The following is a 15,069-nucleotide window of genomic DNA, read 5'->3' as shown; positions in this document are numbered from 1 at the left end:
TGATGCGGTGGTGGGCAGCCCGATGCGCGTCGTGGCGTTGCGCCGCTACCCGGTCAAGGGCCTGGGCGGCGAGGGCCTCGCCTCGGTGCCGCTCGACGGGCGCGGCCTCGCCGGTGACCGCTGGTTCGCCGTCGAGGACGACGACGGTCGGTTCGCCTCGGCCAAGGACACCCGCCGCTTCCGCCGGCGCGACGCCGTCCTCGGCTACCGGGCAGCCACGGCGTCCGACGGCGGGGTGACGGTCACCGACGGGACGGACGCGTGGCGGGTCGGCGACGCCGCGCTCGACGCCGAGCTGAGCCGGACGACGGGCGCGAGCGTGCGCGTGACGCCCGAGGCCGGCGTCCCGCACCAGGACATGGGCGCGGTCTCGCTGGTCGGCACCGCGACCCTCGACTGGTGCGCCGCGGCGTGGGACCTCGACGCCGACCCGCGGCGGCTGCGGGTGAACCTGGTCGTCGAGACGACGGAGCCGTTCGCCGAGGAGCGGTGGGTCGGGCGCGAGGTCGAGTGCGGTGGCGCGCGGCTGCGCGTCGTCGAGCGAGCGCCCCGGTGCCGCACGATCGACCTCGACCAGGACGGCGCCGTCGCCCGCGGTCGCTGGCTGCGCCCGCTCGCGGCCGAGCGCGACCTGTGCCTCGCGGTCTACGCCGACGTGGTGCGGCCCGGCCTGGTGACGGTCGGTGACCCGGTGCACGAGGTCGCGGGTGGGAGACTGACGTCGTGACCCGGACGGCGCTGCGTGACGTGGTCGGCGACCGGCCCATCGTCCTCGACGGGGGACTGGCGACCCTGCTCGAGCGGCACGGCCACGACCTGTCGAGCGACCTGTGGTCGGCCCGGCTGCTGCGCGACGACCCCGACGCGATCCGGGCCGCGCACGAGGAGTTCTTCGCCGCGGGCGCCGAGGTCGCGACGACGGCGTCCTACCAGGTCTCCTTCGAGGGCTTCGGCGCCGCCGGCGCCGACCGCGACGAGGTCGAGCGGCTGCTGCGCCGCAGCGTCGAGCTGGCCGCGGCGGCCCGCGACGCGGCGGCACCCGACGGCTGGGTCGCCGCCTCGGTGGGTCCGTACGGCGCCGTGCTGGCCGACGGGTCGGAGTACCGCGGCGACTACGGGCTCGACGTCGCGCAGCTGCGCGCGTTCCACCGCCCGCGCCTCGACGTGCTCGCCTCGACGGTCGCGGACGGCGCCGCCGACGTGCTCGCCGTCGAGACCGTGCCGTGCCTGGCCGAGGTGGAGGCCGTGCTCGCCGAGCTCGACGGCACCGGCGTCCCCGCGTGGCTGTCGCTGTCGGCCGCGGGCTCGCGCACGCGGGCCGGCGAGCCGCTGGAGGAGGCGTTCGCGATGGCGGCCGGCGTCGCCGAGGTGCTCGCGGTCGGTGTCAACTGCACGACCCCGCCCGACGCCACCGCCGCCGTCCCGCTCGCCGGCCGCCACACGACCGCCGTCGTCTACCCCAACTCGGGCCAGCGGTGGGACGCCGGCGCCCGCGCGTGGACGGGGGAGTCGGCCTTCGACCCCGCCGACGTCGCCGCCTGGGTCGCCGCCGGCGCCCGGCTCGTCGGCGGGTGCTGCCGGGTCGGCCCCGAGGACGTCGCCGCGCTGAGGGCGGTGCTCTCCGAGACCTGACCGCTCGCACCGATGCGATATCGTTTGGGTGATATCGGAGGTGACGTCGTGGAGCAAATCCTGATCCGCAATCTCCCAGACGGGACGAAGGCCGCGCTGCGCAAGCGCGCTCAGCGCAGTCGGCGGTCCCTCGAGGCCGAGGCGCGCGACGTCCTCACCCAGGCCCTGAGCGAAGAGCCCGCCACCCTCGTCGACCTGTTGAGCACCGAGGACGGCTCCGACATCGACTTCGTGCCCGACCGCCTCGGGCTGTCGGCCCGCTCGGCCGAGCTGTGAGGTACCTGCTCGACACCAACGTGGTCTCGGCGCTCCGCGTCCGGGGACGCAACCCCGTGGTCGAGGCATGGTCGGCCTCGGTCCCGCTCGCCGACCAGTTCGTCTCCGCGTTCAGCATCGCCGAGATCGAGCGCGGCGTGATCGCGAAGGAGCGAGTCGACGCGGAGCAGGGCATCGTGCTGCGCCGCTGGTTCGAGGAGCACGTCCTGCCGGCCTTCGCAGGTCGCGTGCTCGGGTTCGACCTCGCGACAGCCCGCATCCTCGCGGCCTACCGGGTCCCGGAGCACGCGCCGCTGGACGACGCCCTCATCGCCTCCGTCGCAGAGGCCGGCGGGCTGACCGTGGTGACTCGCAACGAGCGGCACTTCGAGCCGCTGGGGGTCTCGTGCCTCAACCCGTGGGAGCCACCCGAGCCACCGTCGGCGTGAAGGTCGAGAGGAGTGGCGTCGAGGTCGGTCGACGTCAGTCGACGCGGGTCGTCCGGCCACGCTCGTCGAACTGCGGGCATACGTCGGCCCGTGCTTTCGTTGGCCGTCCGAGCCCGCGTCCGACCCGCGGCGCGGCGCCCTCGACAGGAGACTCCCCATGAACCTCAGCCACGTGCCCCTGCGCCTCGCGACCGGCGCCTTCATCCTCAACAGCGGCCTGGGCAAGCGCAACCTGCCCGCCGAGGCCGCGGCCGGCCTGCAGGGCATGGCGGCCAACGGCGTCCCGCAGGTCACCAAGCTCAGCCCGACGGCGTTCGGCAAGGCGTTGAGCACCGGTGAGATCGCGCTGGGCGCCGCGTTGCTCGCACCCGTCGTGCCGTCGACGGTCGCCGGCGCCGGCCTGGTCGCGTTCAGCGGCGGGCTGCTGAACATGTACCTCAACACCCCGGGCATGACCGCGGAGGGCTCGAAGGTGCGGCCCAGCGAGCAGGGGATCGCGATCGCCAAGGACGTCTGGCTGCTCGGCGCCGGCCTCACGCTGCTCGCGTCGGGCTGGGCGTCGCGCAGGGGAGCCCGCGACTGAGGCGGACGCGGAACCAGGCCATCGCAGCCGTCGTCGGACGACCATGTGGACCCGAGCCTGCATCGCGCTGATCGTCAGCATCGTCTCGGTGCTCGTCGCTGGATGCGGCGGCACCTCTGACGACGCCACGGGTCCCGACGGCCTGCCGGCCGATGCGTTCTGGGTCCACGTGTCGAGCGACGACGACGGGCCCGCGTTCGACATCGACGGGAGTGGTCTGGTTCTCGAGCCGCGGGACGTGTCGCCCGGGCAGCTCGCCGAGTGGCCCTACGTCGCCACAGCCCGCCTCAGCGGTGCCGAGATCGAGCAGGTCCGCGACGTCCTGGACGACGCCGGGCTCTGGGGGGAGTCGTCCCCCGAGGACGCGGCGGAGGTCGAGGCAGCCGACGGTGGGCCGGTCACCGCGATCGCGATCGAGAGCGACAGCGGCCTCTGGACGCACCGCCTGGTGCCCGGCGAACGACTGACAGCACTGCTCGCCGACCTGGACGCGGTGATCGACGCCGCGCAGCAGCTGCCGGTCCCGCCGCCGCAGGTCGTGATCACTGCCGACGAACGCGACGCGCCGACCGACGCGACCACCGACTGGCCGCACCCCGAGGTGCCGCTCGGGGACCTGCGCGGCTCCTGCATCCTCGAAGGTGACCTGGCGGTCGCCGTGGCCGACACGCTCGCGCAGGCAACCGACAGTCCGACGTACGTGACGTACGAGCACGAGGGTGCCGTCTACGAGGTCTACGGCGGGCCCCGACCGGACACCGCCGGCGAGCCGACGGCCACGGGCGGCCTGACGTCGTGCCTCGCCACCTCGTAGCGGGGGACCGGCTCGTGCAGCGTTGGACCGACCTTCCGTCCCCGTCACTCAGTCCGATCGCCGCGACCTGACATAATGTCACTTATCGGCGATGTTCCTGGTGGGCTTGGCAGTGGCCTCCGCCTCGCCGGATAGGTCGAGCCCCAGGAACCGGCGGACGACGTCCGCGCCGTCGACGGTGACCTCTCCCTGTGGGCGCACGAAGCCGGCGGGCGTGACGGTGACGCGCTGCTCGTCGACCGCGAACGTGCCGGCGCGGGTGTGCTGGACGATGCGCTTCCGTCCGTTCTCGACGTAGCCGACCTTGCGGCTCACGGCCGCCGACGCGTGGTTGCCGACGATGTAGCCCGACTCGCACCGCTCGGCGCCGAGCCCGTCGAAGGCGAACCCCACCACGAGCCGGCGCATCAGCGTGCCCGTGCCCTGGCCGTGGTGACGTCGCCCCAGCCAGGACCCGGTCTCCACGGTGCGCCGGTGCGGGAATTCCGCGGCGTGCACGTCCTGCATGCCGACGAGCACGCCGTCCCGACGGACCACGAGGGCGAGCCGCCACTCGTCCGGCGCGAACGTCGCCCGCTGCTTCCACCACCATCCCAGCGACGCGGTCGGGAAGCCGTCGGGCGCCCCGGGCGCGAAGGGCTCCTCGTGCCAGTCCCGCAGGAACGGCATCGGCAGACCGGGGTCCTGGACGCCGTCCTGCACCAGCTCGACGAGCTCGGGCAGGTCGTCGTCGCGCAGCACGGTGAGCGCCACCGGCCCGCAGGCGATCCGCAGGGCGAACGGCGGGAAGATCTGCTCCAGCGTCAGCACGCCGTCATCCTCTCGAGCCGGGCGCCGTCCGTGCACGCCGTTTGCGCCCCCGTCTCCGGCAGGTGAGCCGCGACCCCGTCCGGCTGCCCGACGATGGGTCGCGTGCCCGAAGGACACAGCATCCACCGTCTCGCGCGGCGTCACCGGCGGCTGCTGAAGGGCGAGGTGGTGCACACCTCGAGCCCGCAGGGACGGTTCGCGGAGGGCGCCGCGATGCTCGACGGCCGCACCGTGCTCGGCACGGACGCCTGGGGCAAGCACCTGTTCCACCGCTTCGACGACGGGTGGCTGCACGTGCACCTGGGCCTGTTCGGGCGCTACCGCGACGGCAGCGGCGAGCCGCCGGAGCCGAAGGGTGCGCTGCGGCTGCGGATGGTCACCGACGCGCACTGGATCGACCTGCGCGGACCCACGGCGTGCGAGCTGCTGGCCGACCCCGAGCGCGACGCGCTGCTGGCGCGGCTCGGGCCCGACCCGCTGCGGCCGGGGACGCCGGCGTCCGCGGCGGGCGAGCGCATCGCCCGCTCCCGCGCGCCGATCGGCACGCTGCTGATGAACCAGGCCGTGGTCGCCGGCATCGGCAACGTCTACCGCGCCGAGATCCTGTTCCGGCACGCCCTGAACCCGTGGACGCCCGGCCGCGAGGTCGACCCGGCGACCTGGACCGTGCTGTGGGACGACCTGGTCGTGCTCATGGAGGCCGGCGTGCGCACCGGCCGCATCGTCACCACCGACGCCGACGACCGCGAGCGGCCGCACGGCCGAGTCAGGCGCACCGACGCCCACTACGTCTACCACCGCACCGGACTCCCCTGCCGCCGCTGCGGGACGCCGGTCGCGAGCGCCGAGCTGGCCGCCCGCACCGTCTACTGGTGCCCGGTCTGCCAGCCGGAGGCCTGATTCCGGCCCGCGGCGCGTCCGGCGCCGCTACCGTGCGCGCGTGGCCCGTCGTCTGCTCGCCTGCGTGGCGCTGTCGCTCGCCCTGACCGCCTGCGGCACCGACGACGAGGCCGGCGGGGCGGCGGATGCCCCCGAGGCCGGCCCGCGCACCGAGGTCGACTGGGACGCCTACGAGCCCGGTCTGCAGCGGCGCATCGACGACCTCGAGACCAGCGGGGACTGCGACGGCTTCGCGGCCGTCCTCGACGACCTCCCGGGCGAGTCGGGTGCCGAGAGCCCGCTGCGCAGCTACGTCGACGAGGCGATGAACGCCGCCGACTGCCACAGCTACGGCTGAGCCGCCCGCGACGGGACGACGTCCGGCCGGCGTGCCACAGTGCGCGCGTGATCACCGCCTTGACGCCCGATGTCCTGCCGGCGTGCGTCGCGCTCTACGTCGAGACGTTCACGGCACCGCCGTGGGACGAGTCGTGGACCCTCGACGATGCTGCCGTCCGCCTCCTCGACTTCCTCACGACGCCGCGTGCTCACGGCGTGGTGGCCCGGGTGGACGGCGAGGTGGTCGGCTTCGCGCTCGGACACCTCGAGCGCTCGGGCGCCGAGGACCACTTCCTGCTGCAGGAGATGTGCGTGCGACCCGACCTGCAGGGCCACGGCCACGGCTCGCGACTGCTGCGGGCGCTCGCCGACGAGCTCGACCACGTGACGCACTGGTACCTGCTCACCCTGCGCGACGGCCGGGCCGCGACCTTCTACGAGCGTCACGGGTTCCGGCCGGCCCGGCGGATCGGCGTCTACGTGCGCCCCTGACCCGGGATCGGCTCGGGATCGGCGCGGATCGGCGCGTGATCAGCGCGGGCTCAGCAGCGCGCCTGGTTGCGGACCACGAACGGCTTCGCCGAGGTCCGCACGATCCCCGCGCCCTCGTCGACCCTGCGGTGGATGTCGACGTAGAACCGGCTGCCGGCCCGCAGCTTCGTGTACTCCGCCGACGCGCTGAGCCTCCCGCCGCGGACGTACGGGCTGATGGCCAGGGTGCGGTCGGGCCGGCCGTCGGGCCTCACGCTGGCGATCCCGGCCGCCACCCACCGGGTGCCCCGGCGGTTGTCCATCCGCACCCGCACGACCGCGCTGCCGTCGCCGCGCACCACGGCGCAGACCTGGGCCTGCGCGTCCTGCCAGACCAGGTTGGTGCGCCACCCGGGCACGGCGTGCGCCGGCACGATCGCGGCGAGGGACGCGGCCAGGGCACCGATGACCATCAGGGCGAGCGAGCGCGGGAAAGTCATGCCGCGATCCTCGGTGGCGGGGTCGCGGGGGGTCAAAAGCGCGCCTCAGGCGTCGAGGTCCTGCGTCACCAGCTCGGCGATGCGGTCGACGTCGGCCTGGTCGTCGCCGCTGACCTCGACGGTGTCGCCGGCGCCCGCGCCCAGGGTCATGATCATCAGGGCCGAGGCGGCGTCGACGCCCTCGCCGCCGGGGACGGCGATCGTGACGTCGCTGTCGAGCTCGTCGGCGGCCTCGGCGATCAGGGAGGCGGGACGGGCGTGCAGGCCGGACGACGAGCCGACGACGACGGACTTGGTGGGCATGGGTTCTCCTGGTTCATCGAGGGTTCATCGAGGGCATCAGCGGGCGGCGGGGTCGAGCTGCCTGACCCGCACGAGGTCGGGCCGCACGACCTGCGGCGTGGGGATGGTGGTGCCGGGCAGTCCGGCGGCGGCACTGCCGTAGGCGACGGCCTGGGCGAGCCGCTCGGCCGGGGCGTCGCCGCGCAGGTCGGCCATCAGGTAGCCGAACAGGCTGGAGTCCCCCGCGCCGACGGTGCTGACGACCTCGGTGGGCGGCGGCTCGGCGTGCCAGGCGCCGTCGGCCGTGGCCAGGACGGCGCCGCGCGCGCCGAGCGTGGCCAGGACGGCGCCGACCCCGCGCTCCAGCAGCACGGACGCCGCGCGGGCGGCCACCCGGGGGTCGGACTCGATCGTCGCGGCGTCGTCTCCGGTGAGCGAGGCGAGCTCGTCGCCGTTGGGCTTCATCAGGGCGGGCGCGGCGTCCGGCAGCCGGTCGACGACCGCCCGCAGCGGGGCCTCGCTGGTGTCGACCGCGACGCGGGCGCCGGTGCCGGCGAGGGTCTGCACCAGGTCGGCGTACCACTCCTGCGGCGCGCCCGGGGGCAGCGAGCCGGCCAGCACGACCCAGTCGGGCGTGGTCGACTCCCCCGTGACCGCCGCGACCAGGGCGGCGGTCAGGTCGTCGAGCACCTGCGGGGTGACGGTGGGTCCGGGCGAGTTCAGCTTGGTGGTGGTGCCGTCGGGCTCGGTGACGGTGATGTTGACGCGCAGGTCGCCGCGGCAGCCCGGCACCGGCCGGCAGGCGATGCCCGCGGCCCGCAGCTCGAGCACGAACGGGTCGTCGGCGGGCGCGGGCAGCACGGCGAGCGTCTCGACCCCGGCGACCACCGCCGCGCGGGAGATGTTCACGCCCTTGCCGCCGGCCTGCGAGGTGACCGACGTGGCGCGGTGCACGGCGCCACGCTCGAACGGCCCGGCCAGGCTGACCGTGCGGTCGTGGCTGGGGTTGGGCGTCAGCGTCACGATCACGCGACGACCACCGTGACCCCGGCGCCCTCGATCTCCTTGCGGTCGAGCTCGTCGATGGTGGCGTCGGTGACCAGGACGTCGACGTCGGCCAGGTCGGCGAAGCGCACGGGCGCGTCGGCCCCGATCTTCGAGGCGTCGGCCAGCACCACGACCTGGCGCGCGGCGCGCACCATCGCGCGCTTGGTGGCGGCCTCGTCGCTGTCGGGCGTCGAGAGTCCGTGCGCGACCGAGAGGCCGTTGGTGCCGAGGAAGGCGACGTCGGCGCGCAGCCGCCCGAGCGACTCGACGGCGTCCGCACCCACCGCGGCCTGCGTGGTGGCGCGCACCCGCCCGGGCAGCAGGTGCAGCTCGGCGTTGCCGGACGACGCGAGCCGCGCGGCCACCGGGACGGCGTGGGTGTAGACGGTCAACCGCAGCTCGCGCGGCAGCAGTCCGGCCAGGCGGGACGTCGTGGAGCCGGCGTCGAGCAGCACGGTGCCGCCGGCGGGCAGCAGCTCGAGGGCGGCCTGCGCGATGCGCTCCTTCTCGGCGGTGCTGGCCTGGTCGCGCTCGGTGAGCGCCGACTCGATGACGGCGAGCGAGCTGGCCGGCACGGCGCCGCCGTGCACCCGGCGGACCAGGCCCATCCGTTCCAGCGCCGACAGGTCGCGACGCACGGTCTCGGTGGTCACGTCGTAGCGCTCGGCAAGCTCGACGACCGACAGTCGTCCGCTGGCGGCGACGAGCTGGGCCATCGCCTGCTGGCGCTCCTCGGCGTACACGGCGGACCTCCCCGGTCTCGTCACGGCAGACCCGTCGCGGTCTGTGTGCATGTTGTTTTATGCCCGATTGTGTTGACTTGTCAAGGGCGGGCGGGTTGACTCCGTGACCATGGTCACCGACACCACGACCGTCTCCCCCGCTCCCCCGGGCACACCCGCCGCGCTCAGCGGCACGCCCGTGGTGCCCGGCGTGGCCCACGGACCCGTCGTGCGGGTCAGCCACGAGCTCGACCCCGCCGCCCTCGAGCGGTTCGGCGACGGCGGCTTCGCCGGCGAGACCCGGGTGGACGACGCCCTGGCCGCCTTCGACGCGGCCGCCGCAGCGGTCGCCGAGGCCTACGCCGCGCGCGCCGCGACGGCGTCCGGCTCGGCGGCCGAGGTGCTCACCGCGAGCGCCGGCCTGGCCCGCGACCGCGGGCTGCGCTCCGCCGTCCGCAAGGGGCTGCGCAACGACGCCACGCTGCTGGACGCCGTCCACGCCGCGGTCGAGCAGTTCGTCTCGGTCTTCACCGCCACCGGCGGCCTCATCGCCGAGCGGGTCACCGACCTGCGTGACGTCGAGCGCCGGGTCGTGGCGCGCCTGGTCGGCGAGCCCGAGCCCGGGGTGCCGGTGCCCGAGCGTCCCTCGGTGCTGGTCGCCGACGACCTCGCGCCCGCCGACACCGCCGGCCTCGACCCCGAGCGGGTGCTCGCGCTGGTCACCGAGCGGGGCGGCCCCACCAGCCACACCGCGATCATCGCCCGCCAGCTCGGCATCCCCTGCGTCGTCGGGGTCACCGGGGTCCTGGGCCTGCCGGCGGGCACCGAGGTGCTGGTCGACGCCACCGCCGGCGTCGTCGAGACCGAGGTCGACGCGGCCGACGCCGAGCAGCGCGTCGCGCGCGCCGCCGACCTGCGCGAGGCCGTCGCCTCGTGGACCGGCCCCGGCCGCACCGCCGACGACGTCGCCGTCAAGGTCTGCGCCAACGTGGCCGACGGGGCGTCGTCCGCCTCGGCCGCGCAGGCGCCGGTCGAGGGGGTCGGGCTGTTCCGCACCGAGCTGTGCTTCCTCGACCGGGCCGAGGAGCCGTCGGTCGAGGAGCAGGCCGAGCTGTACGCCGCCGCGCTGCGGCCCTTCGCCGACGGCCGCTACGTCGTCGTCCGCACCCTCGACGCCGGCTCCGACAAGCCGGTGGCGTTCGCGACCCACGAGGGCGAGGAGAACCCGGCGCTCGGCGTCCGCGGCCTGCGGCTCTCCTTCGACAACCCCGGCCTGCTCGACCGCCAGCTCGACGCGATCGCGCTCGCCGCCGAGCGCACCGGCACCGAGACCTGGGTGATGGCGCCGATGGTGGCCACCGTGGCCGAGGCGGCCGACTTCGCCGACGCCGTCCGGCGCCGTGGGCTCAAGGCCGGGGTGATGATCGAGATCCCGGCCGCGGCCCTGATGGCCCACCGGATGCTCGAGGTCGTCGACTTCCTCTCCATTGGCACCAACGACCTCACCCAGTACACGATGGCCGCCGACCGCATGGCCAGCGACCTCGCACACCTCACCGACCCGTGGCAGCCGGCCGTGCTGCAGCTGGTCGCGATCACCGCGGAGGCCGGACGCCGCGCCGGCAAGCCGGTGGGCGTGTGCGGCGAGGCCGCCGCCGACCCGCTGCTCGCCTGCGTGCTCGCCGGCCTCGGCATCGGCTCGCTGTCGATGGCGGCCGCCGCCGTGCGCGCCGTCGGCGCCCGGCTCGGCACCGCGACGCTCGACCGGTGCGAGGACGCCGCCGAGGCCGCGCTCGCCGGGGCCGATCCGGCCGCCGCCCGCGCCGCCGCGCTCGCCGTCCTCGACGACTGAGCCCACCCGCACCGGCGCTCGACGCACCGACCCACCGACGCCGCCGGGCGGGGGACCCACTCCCCGCCCAGCGGCGTCGTCACGTGCCGGACCCACGGCCGGGCTCCGGACGCACGCGAGCCCGGCCGGACGACGTCCGACCGGGCTCGCGGGACCCGTCAGCGGGTGCTCAGGCGGGCTGCACCTGCCCGAGCACCTCCATCACCTCGGCGCTCGAGCTCGCACGCTCGAGGCGGTCGACCTGCTCGCGGTCGCTGAAGACCTTCGCGATGCGGCCGAGCAGGGCGAGGTGCTCCTGGCCCGCAGCGGCGATGCCGACCACGAACCGCACCTCCTTGCCGCCCCAGTCGAGCGGGCTGTCGTAGCGCACGAAGGTGATCGCAGTGCGGTGCACGTGCGTCTTGGCCTCGTTGGTGCCGTGCGGGATGGCCAGGCCGTTGCCCATCGCGGTCGAGACCGACGTCTCGCGCTCGTGCATCGCGTCGGCGTAGGCCTGGTCGGCCGCGCCGGTCGAGACCAGCAGGCGCCCGGCCTCCGAGATGGCCTCGTCACGGGTGGTCGCGTGGCCCCCGAGCACGACGGCGTCCTCGCGCAGCACGTCGCGACCCGCCCCGGCCTCGGCCTCGGGCTCCTTGGCGAGCGAGGGCGCACCGGTGCCGGTGTCGCCGGTGTCGCCGCTGCCCTGGCGGTCGATCATCGCCACGATCTCGTCGTACTGCGGGCTCGACATGAAGTCGTCGACCGAGACGTGCAGCGCGGACGGCGCCCGCCCGCGGGCGCGCTCGGTGAGGTCGCGGTGGGTGACGACGACGTCGGGCTCGTCGGTGAGGTTCGAGATCGCGAGGTTGGTGACCGTCACGTCGCCGTGGCCGGCCGTGTGCACCTTGCGGCGCAGCACCGAGGCGCCCATGGCCGAGCTGCCCATGCCGGCGTCGCAGGCGAAGACGATCGAGCGGATCGGGCCGGAGGCGGTGGCACCGCCGGTGAGCGCCGAGGCGACCGACGACTTCCTGCCCTTGCGGGTCTCCATGTCGGCGGTGGCGGCGACGAGGTCGACGTCCTCGGTGCTGCGGTCGATCTTGAGCAGGAACCCGGCCACCAGGAACGTCACGCCGGCGGCCACCACCACCGAGAGCAGGACGCCGACCAGGCTGCTGGGCGGGGCCGCCGCGATGACGGCGATGATCGAGCCGGGCGAGGCCGGCGAGCGCAGGCCGGAGTCGAAGATCACGTTGGTGAGAACGCCCGAGGCGCCGCCGCAGATCATCGCGAGGATGAGCACGGGCTTGGCCAGCACGTAGGGGAAGTAGATCTCGTGGATGCCGCCCACGAACTGGATGAGCGCGGCCCCGGGCGCCGAGGCCTTCGCCACGCCGCGGCCGAAGACCATGAACGCCAGCAGCAGGCCGAGGCCCGGGCCGGGGTTGGCCTCGAGCAGGAACAGGATGGAGCGGCCGGTGTCACCGGCCTCGGTGGTGCCGAGCGGGGTGAAGATGCCCTGGTTGATGGCGTTGTTGAGGAACAGCACCTTCGCCGGCTCGATGAGCACCGAGGCGAACGGCAGCAGGTTGCGCTCGACCAGCCAGTTGACGATGCTCTCGGCGCCGTTGCTGAAGCCGGTGACGAACGGCCCCGCCACCAGGAAGCCGAGGACGGCGAGGATGCCGCCCCAGATGCCGGCGGAGAAGTTGTTGACCAGCATCTCGAAGCCGGGGCGGATCTTGTGCGCCCACAGCGCGTCGAGCCGCTTCATCGTGTAGCCGCCGAGCGGTCCCATGATCATGGCGCCGAGGAACATCGGCACGTCGGCGCCGGTGATGGCGCCCATGGTGGCGATCGCGCCGACCACGCCGCCGCGCATGTTGCCGTCGTAGGTCATCCGGCCGCCGGTGTAGCCGATGAGCAGCGGCAGCAGGTAGGTGAGCATCGGGCCGACGATCCCGAGGCTGTCGTGCATCGGCGTGCCGTCGGGCAGCTTCCAGGCGCCGAGCACCGAGACGAAGCCGAGCGGGTCGTTGGCGGTGTCGGCGCCGAAGACGTCCTTGGCGATCAGCGCGATCCAGCCGGTCTGGATGAACAGCGCGGTGATGAGGCCCCAGGCGATGAACGCGCCGATGTTGGGCAGCACCATGTTGGACAGGAAGGTGCCGAGCTTCTGGACGCGCAGTCGGACCGAGGTGCCCGAGGCGCCCGGGGCGCCCGAACCCGGACCGGGTGCCGGCGGCGCGGTGGTGGTGGCGGTGGCCATGAGGGTCCTCCCTCGCGCGGTGGGCCGCGCGGGCGTGCGTGTGACGAGCATCTCGTCAGTGGTTGCGATCTTTATATGTCCGCGTTTCGGGGGTAGTCAAGACCCAAACCCACATGTTCAAAGACCAAACGAAGGAACTCAGGTGCTAGGGTCGGCGGGCCGGGCCGGTGCGACGGGTCCGGCCCGCCGTCACGACCACACCAGGAGGACCCCCATGAAGGCGCTGCGCTTCTACGCCCCCGAGGACGTACGGCTCGAGGACGTCGAGGAGCCCACGTGCAAGCCCGACGAGGTCAAGATCAAGGTGCGCAACACCTCGACTTGCGGCACCGACGTCAAGATCTTCCACAACGGCCACCAGAACCTGACGCCGCCGCGCACCCTCGGCCACGAGGTCGCCGGTGAGGTCGTGGAGGTCGGTGACGACGTCAACGCCACCTACGGCAGCGACTGGGTCGTCGGAGACCGCGTGCAGGTGATCGCCGCCGTCCCGTGCGGGGAGTGCCACGAGTGCCGCAAGGGCTGGATGGAGGTCTGCCAGAACCAGACCTCGGTCGGCTACCAGTACGACGGCGGCTTCGCCGACTACATGATCGTGCCGCGCCAGGTGCTCAAGGTCGACGGCCTCAACCGCATCCCCGACGGCGTCGGCTACGACGAGGCCTCGGCCGCCGAGCCGTTCGCCTGTGCCATCAACGCCCAGGAGCAGCTCGGCATCGAGGAGGGCGACTTCACCGTCGTCTTCGGTGCCGGCCCGATCGGCTGCATGCACATCCGCATCGCCCGCGGCGTCCACCGGGTCGGCCCGGTCGTGCTGGTCGACGTCAACGCCGACCGGCTGAAGATGTCGGCCGACGCCGTGCAGCCCGACCACGTGATCAACGCCGCCGAGGAGGACGTCGTCGCGAAGGTCATGCAGCTCACCGACGGCCGCGGCGCCGACGTCGTCATCACCGCCACCCCGGCCAACGTGACCCAGGAGCAGGCCGTGTCGATGGCCGCCCGGCAGGGCCGCATCTCGTTCTTCGGCGGGCTGCCGAAGAACGACCCCACCATCACCCTCGACTCCAACGTCGTGCACTACCGCCAGCTGCACGTGCACGGCGCCAACGGCTCCTCCCCCGACCACAACAAGCAGGCGCTGGCCTACATCGCCTCGGGCCAGGTGCCGGTCAAGGACCTCATCACCGCCCACGTGCCGCTCGCCGACGTCCTCGACGCCTTCGCGCTGGTCAAGGCCGGCGAGGCGATTAAGGTCACCGTCGAGCCCTGACCCGCCGGCGCGCCGCCCTCACCCGGGGTAGATCCGGAATCCAGGCTTGGCGCGGTGCGGGAACGACCGGTAGAACGCCTCGGCGTCGTCGGTCACCAGGTCCATGCGCTCGGTGCCGGTCGCGGCGAACACCGCCTCGACGAGCCGGCGGGCCACGCCCCGACGCCGATGGCCCGGGGCGACCGCGAGCTGCGAGAGGAACGACTGCATGACGCCGTCGCCCATCGCCTGGGCGAAGCCGACCACGCGGCCGTCCTCGACCGCCACCCGGACGACGACCCCGGGCGCCGCGCACCCGCGCCGGGCGACGTCGGGGTCGGCGTACGTCGGCCAGCCGAGCCGGTCGCACAGGGCCGCGATGCCGTCGGCGTGCTCGACGAGGTAGGGCTCGATCGTCATGCGTCCCAGGGTGGCCTAGCGTCGGTGCCGTGCACGAGCTCGCCCACCGCAGGCGCAACCTGCCGGCGCCGCCCCGCGTGGTGTGGCGGTCGCTGGCCGAGCCGCACGACCCGGCGGCCCGGCCCTGGCTCGACCTGCGCGACGACGAGGTCGCGCCGCGGGTGCTGCGCGGCGAGGAGCCCCACGCGCTGGTGTGGTCCTCGATCTGGCCGGCGCGTCCCGACGACGAGATCGACTTCGCGCTGGCGGCGGGCAGCACCGGCACCGACCTCACGTTCACGCTGCGCTCCCCCGACGACGTGCAGGACCCCGCGGTGCTGGGCCACCTGCGCAAGCGGCTCAACGTGATGCTGTGGGCCGACCTGCGCTACTCCTACGGCGCCTAGCTGTGATGCCCAGGCACGTTGTGCGATCGGGTACGGCGCGTCCGTAGATGGGTGAAGGCCTCCCGCGGTGGAGTGGAGCTGTCTAGAAACCGCTTCACCGCCAGGAGGCCTTCATGTCCCACGCTAGT

19 protein-coding genes are annotated in these 15,069 nt (G+C 74.1%); 12 read left to right on the top strand and 7 right to left on the bottom strand.

Features of this window, described 5'->3' with window-relative positions; genetic code table 11:
• The first annotated feature begins 10 nt into the window (after positions 1-10).
• The 6 genes from ABEA04_RS11185 (at position 11) to ABEA04_RS11160 (ending at position 3,733) form a co-directional block, all read left to right on the top strand.
• Positions 11-727 (top strand): MOSC domain-containing protein, encoded by a 717-nt coding sequence (locus tag ABEA04_RS11185; protein WP_345458339.1) that lies wholly within the window; start codon positions 11-13, stop codon positions 725-727.
• The gene (mmuM, locus tag ABEA04_RS11180) at positions 724-1,632 is read left to right on the top strand and encodes a homocysteine S-methyltransferase (RefSeq protein ID WP_345458337.1); all 909 of its coding nucleotides are present in this window, start codon (positions 724-726) and stop codon (positions 1,630-1,632) included. Before ABEA04_RS11185 ends, mmuM begins: the two co-directional genes overlap by 4 nt.
• Before the next feature lie 48 nt (positions 1,633-1,680).
• Positions 1,681-1,908 carry a FitA-like ribbon-helix-helix domain-containing protein gene (locus ABEA04_RS11175; protein ID WP_345458335.1) on the top strand — a complete coding sequence of 76 codons (228 nt, stop codon included), beginning with the start codon at positions 1,681-1,683 and terminating at the stop codon, positions 1,906-1,908.
• Complete coding sequence (locus ABEA04_RS11170; protein ID WP_345458333.1) at positions 1,905-2,336, top strand: type II toxin-antitoxin system VapC family toxin; 432 nt, start codon at positions 1,905-1,907, stop codon at positions 2,334-2,336. The genes ABEA04_RS11175 and ABEA04_RS11170 overlap by 4 nt, the downstream gene beginning before the upstream one ends.
• Positions 2,337-2,493: 157 nt before the next feature.
• Complete coding sequence (locus ABEA04_RS11165; protein WP_345458331.1) at positions 2,494-2,919, top strand: hypothetical protein; 426 nt, start codon at positions 2,494-2,496, stop codon at positions 2,917-2,919.
• Between the two features lie 43 nt (positions 2,920-2,962).
• A complete protein-coding gene (locus tag ABEA04_RS11160) occupies positions 2,963-3,733 on the top strand; it encodes a hypothetical protein (protein ID WP_345458329.1) in 771 nt (256 codons plus the stop codon).
• Between the two features lie 78 nt (positions 3,734-3,811).
• On the opposite strand, the gene ABEA04_RS11155 is transcribed toward ABEA04_RS11160, so the two are convergent.
• Positions 3,812-4,543, bottom strand: coding sequence for a GNAT family N-acetyltransferase (locus ABEA04_RS11155; RefSeq protein WP_345458328.1), 732 nt, complete (start codon positions 4,541-4,543; stop codon positions 3,812-3,814).
• 102 nt (positions 4,544-4,645) lie between these two features.
• On the opposite strand from ABEA04_RS11155, the gene ABEA04_RS11150 reads away from it, so the two are divergent.
• From ABEA04_RS11150 to ABEA04_RS11140, 3 genes are read left to right on the top strand one after another with little or no spacing between them, the layout of a single operon-like run.
• Entirely contained in the window at positions 4,646-5,443 is a 798-nt protein-coding gene (locus tag ABEA04_RS11150) for an Fpg/Nei family DNA glycosylase (RefSeq protein WP_345458326.1), read from the top strand.
• Between the two features lie 40 nt (positions 5,444-5,483).
• Entirely contained in the window at positions 5,484-5,780 is a 297-nt protein-coding gene (locus ABEA04_RS11145) for a hypothetical protein (RefSeq protein WP_345458324.1), read from the top strand.
• Between the two features lie 47 nt (positions 5,781-5,827).
• Entirely contained in the window at positions 5,828-6,253 is a 426-nt protein-coding gene (locus ABEA04_RS11140; protein WP_345458322.1) for a GNAT family N-acetyltransferase, read from the top strand.
• 50 nt (positions 6,254-6,303) lie between these two features.
• Here the strand turns inward: ABEA04_RS11140 and ABEA04_RS11135 are convergent, their stop codons facing one another.
• Genes ABEA04_RS11135 through ABEA04_RS11120 form a run of 4 tightly spaced genes read right to left on the bottom strand, consistent with a single transcriptional unit; the run spans position 6,304 to position 8,804 of the window.
• Positions 6,304-6,732 carry a hypothetical protein gene (locus tag ABEA04_RS11135; protein ID WP_345458321.1) on the bottom strand — a complete coding sequence of 143 codons (429 nt, stop codon included), beginning with the start codon at positions 6,730-6,732 and terminating at the stop codon, positions 6,304-6,306.
• Positions 6,733-6,777: 45 nt separating this feature from the next.
• Positions 6,778-7,035, bottom strand: a complete 258-nt coding sequence (locus ABEA04_RS11130; RefSeq protein ID WP_345458319.1) for an HPr family phosphocarrier protein — start codon at positions 7,033-7,035, stop codon at positions 6,778-6,780.
• A 36-nt stretch (positions 7,036-7,071) separates the two neighbouring features.
• Positions 7,072-8,043 (bottom strand): 1-phosphofructokinase family hexose kinase, encoded by a 972-nt coding sequence (locus ABEA04_RS11125; RefSeq protein WP_345458317.1) that lies wholly within the window; start codon positions 8,041-8,043, stop codon positions 7,072-7,074.
• Positions 8,040-8,804, bottom strand: coding sequence for a DeoR/GlpR family DNA-binding transcription regulator (locus ABEA04_RS11120; RefSeq protein ID WP_345458315.1), 765 nt, complete (start codon positions 8,802-8,804; stop codon positions 8,040-8,042). Before ABEA04_RS11120 ends, ABEA04_RS11125 begins: the two co-directional genes overlap by 4 nt.
• 109 nt (positions 8,805-8,913) lie before the next feature.
• On the opposite strand from ABEA04_RS11120, the gene ABEA04_RS11115 reads away from it, so the two are divergent.
• Positions 8,914-10,635 carry a phosphoenolpyruvate--protein phosphotransferase gene (locus ABEA04_RS11115; protein WP_345458313.1) on the top strand — a complete coding sequence of 574 codons (1,722 nt, stop codon included), beginning with the start codon at positions 8,914-8,916 and terminating at the stop codon, positions 10,633-10,635.
• A 169-nt stretch (positions 10,636-10,804) separates the two neighbouring features.
• Here ABEA04_RS11115 and ABEA04_RS11110 read toward each other — a convergent pair whose 3' ends face one another.
• Entirely contained in the window at positions 10,805-12,883 is a 2,079-nt protein-coding gene (locus ABEA04_RS11110) for a PTS mannitol transporter subunit IICBA (RefSeq protein WP_345458311.1), read from the bottom strand.
• 214 nt (positions 12,884-13,097) lie between these two features.
• Between ABEA04_RS11110 and ABEA04_RS11105 the strand changes: the two genes are divergently transcribed.
• Positions 13,098-14,156, top strand: coding sequence for a zinc-dependent dehydrogenase (locus ABEA04_RS11105; RefSeq protein ID WP_345458309.1), 1,059 nt, complete (start codon positions 13,098-13,100; stop codon positions 14,154-14,156).
• 18 nt (positions 14,157-14,174) lie between these two features.
• Here the strand turns inward: ABEA04_RS11105 and ABEA04_RS11100 are convergent, their stop codons facing one another.
• Positions 14,175-14,555, bottom strand: coding sequence for a GNAT family N-acetyltransferase (locus ABEA04_RS11100; RefSeq protein ID WP_345458307.1), 381 nt, complete (start codon positions 14,553-14,555; stop codon positions 14,175-14,177).
• A gap of 29 nt (positions 14,556-14,584) precedes the next feature.
• Between ABEA04_RS11100 and ABEA04_RS11095 the strand changes: the two genes are divergently transcribed.
• A complete protein-coding gene (locus tag ABEA04_RS11095; RefSeq protein WP_345458305.1) occupies positions 14,585-14,941 on the top strand; it encodes a hypothetical protein in 357 nt (118 codons plus the stop codon).
• Positions 14,942-15,069: the final 128 nt, after the last annotated feature.

The organism is Nocardioides marinquilinus (genome assembly GCF_039543705.1).
GTDB classification, from domain to species: domain Bacteria; phylum Actinomycetota; class Actinomycetes; order Propionibacteriales; family Nocardioidaceae; genus Nocardioides; species Nocardioides marinquilinus.
Note: the sequence above shows the minus strand (reverse complement) of the source record. Positions and strands in the feature narration are given on the sequence as shown.

Excerpts from the sequence above, each read along its gene's own strand:
- ABEA04_RS11165 (WP_345458331.1), top strand. The coding sequence starts at position 2,494 with ATGAACCTCAGCCACGTGCCCCTGCGCCTCGCGACCGGCGCCTTCATC.
- ABEA04_RS11160 (WP_345458329.1), top strand. The coding sequence starts at position 2,963 with ATGTGGACCCGAGCCTGCATCGCGCTGATCGTCAGCATCGTCTCGGTG.
- ABEA04_RS11135 (WP_345458321.1), bottom strand. The coding sequence starts at position 6,732 with ATGACTTTCCCGCGCTCGCTCGCCCTGATGGTCATCGGTGCCCTGGCC.
- ABEA04_RS11130 (WP_345458319.1), bottom strand. The coding sequence starts at position 7,035 with ATGCCCACCAAGTCCGTCGTCGTCGGCTCGTCGTCCGGCCTGCACGCC.
- ABEA04_RS11115 (WP_345458313.1), top strand. The coding sequence starts at position 8,914 with ATGGTCACCGACACCACGACCGTCTCCCCCGCTCCCCCGGGCACACCC.
- ABEA04_RS11110 (WP_345458311.1), bottom strand. The coding sequence starts at position 12,883 with ATGGCCACCGCCACCACCACCGCGCCGCCGGCACCCGGTCCGGGTTCG.
- ABEA04_RS11105 (WP_345458309.1), top strand. The coding sequence starts at position 13,098 with ATGAAGGCGCTGCGCTTCTACGCCCCCGAGGACGTACGGCTCGAGGAC.
- ABEA04_RS11100 (WP_345458307.1), bottom strand. The coding sequence starts at position 14,555 with ATGACGATCGAGCCCTACCTCGTCGAGCACGCCGACGGCATCGCGGCC.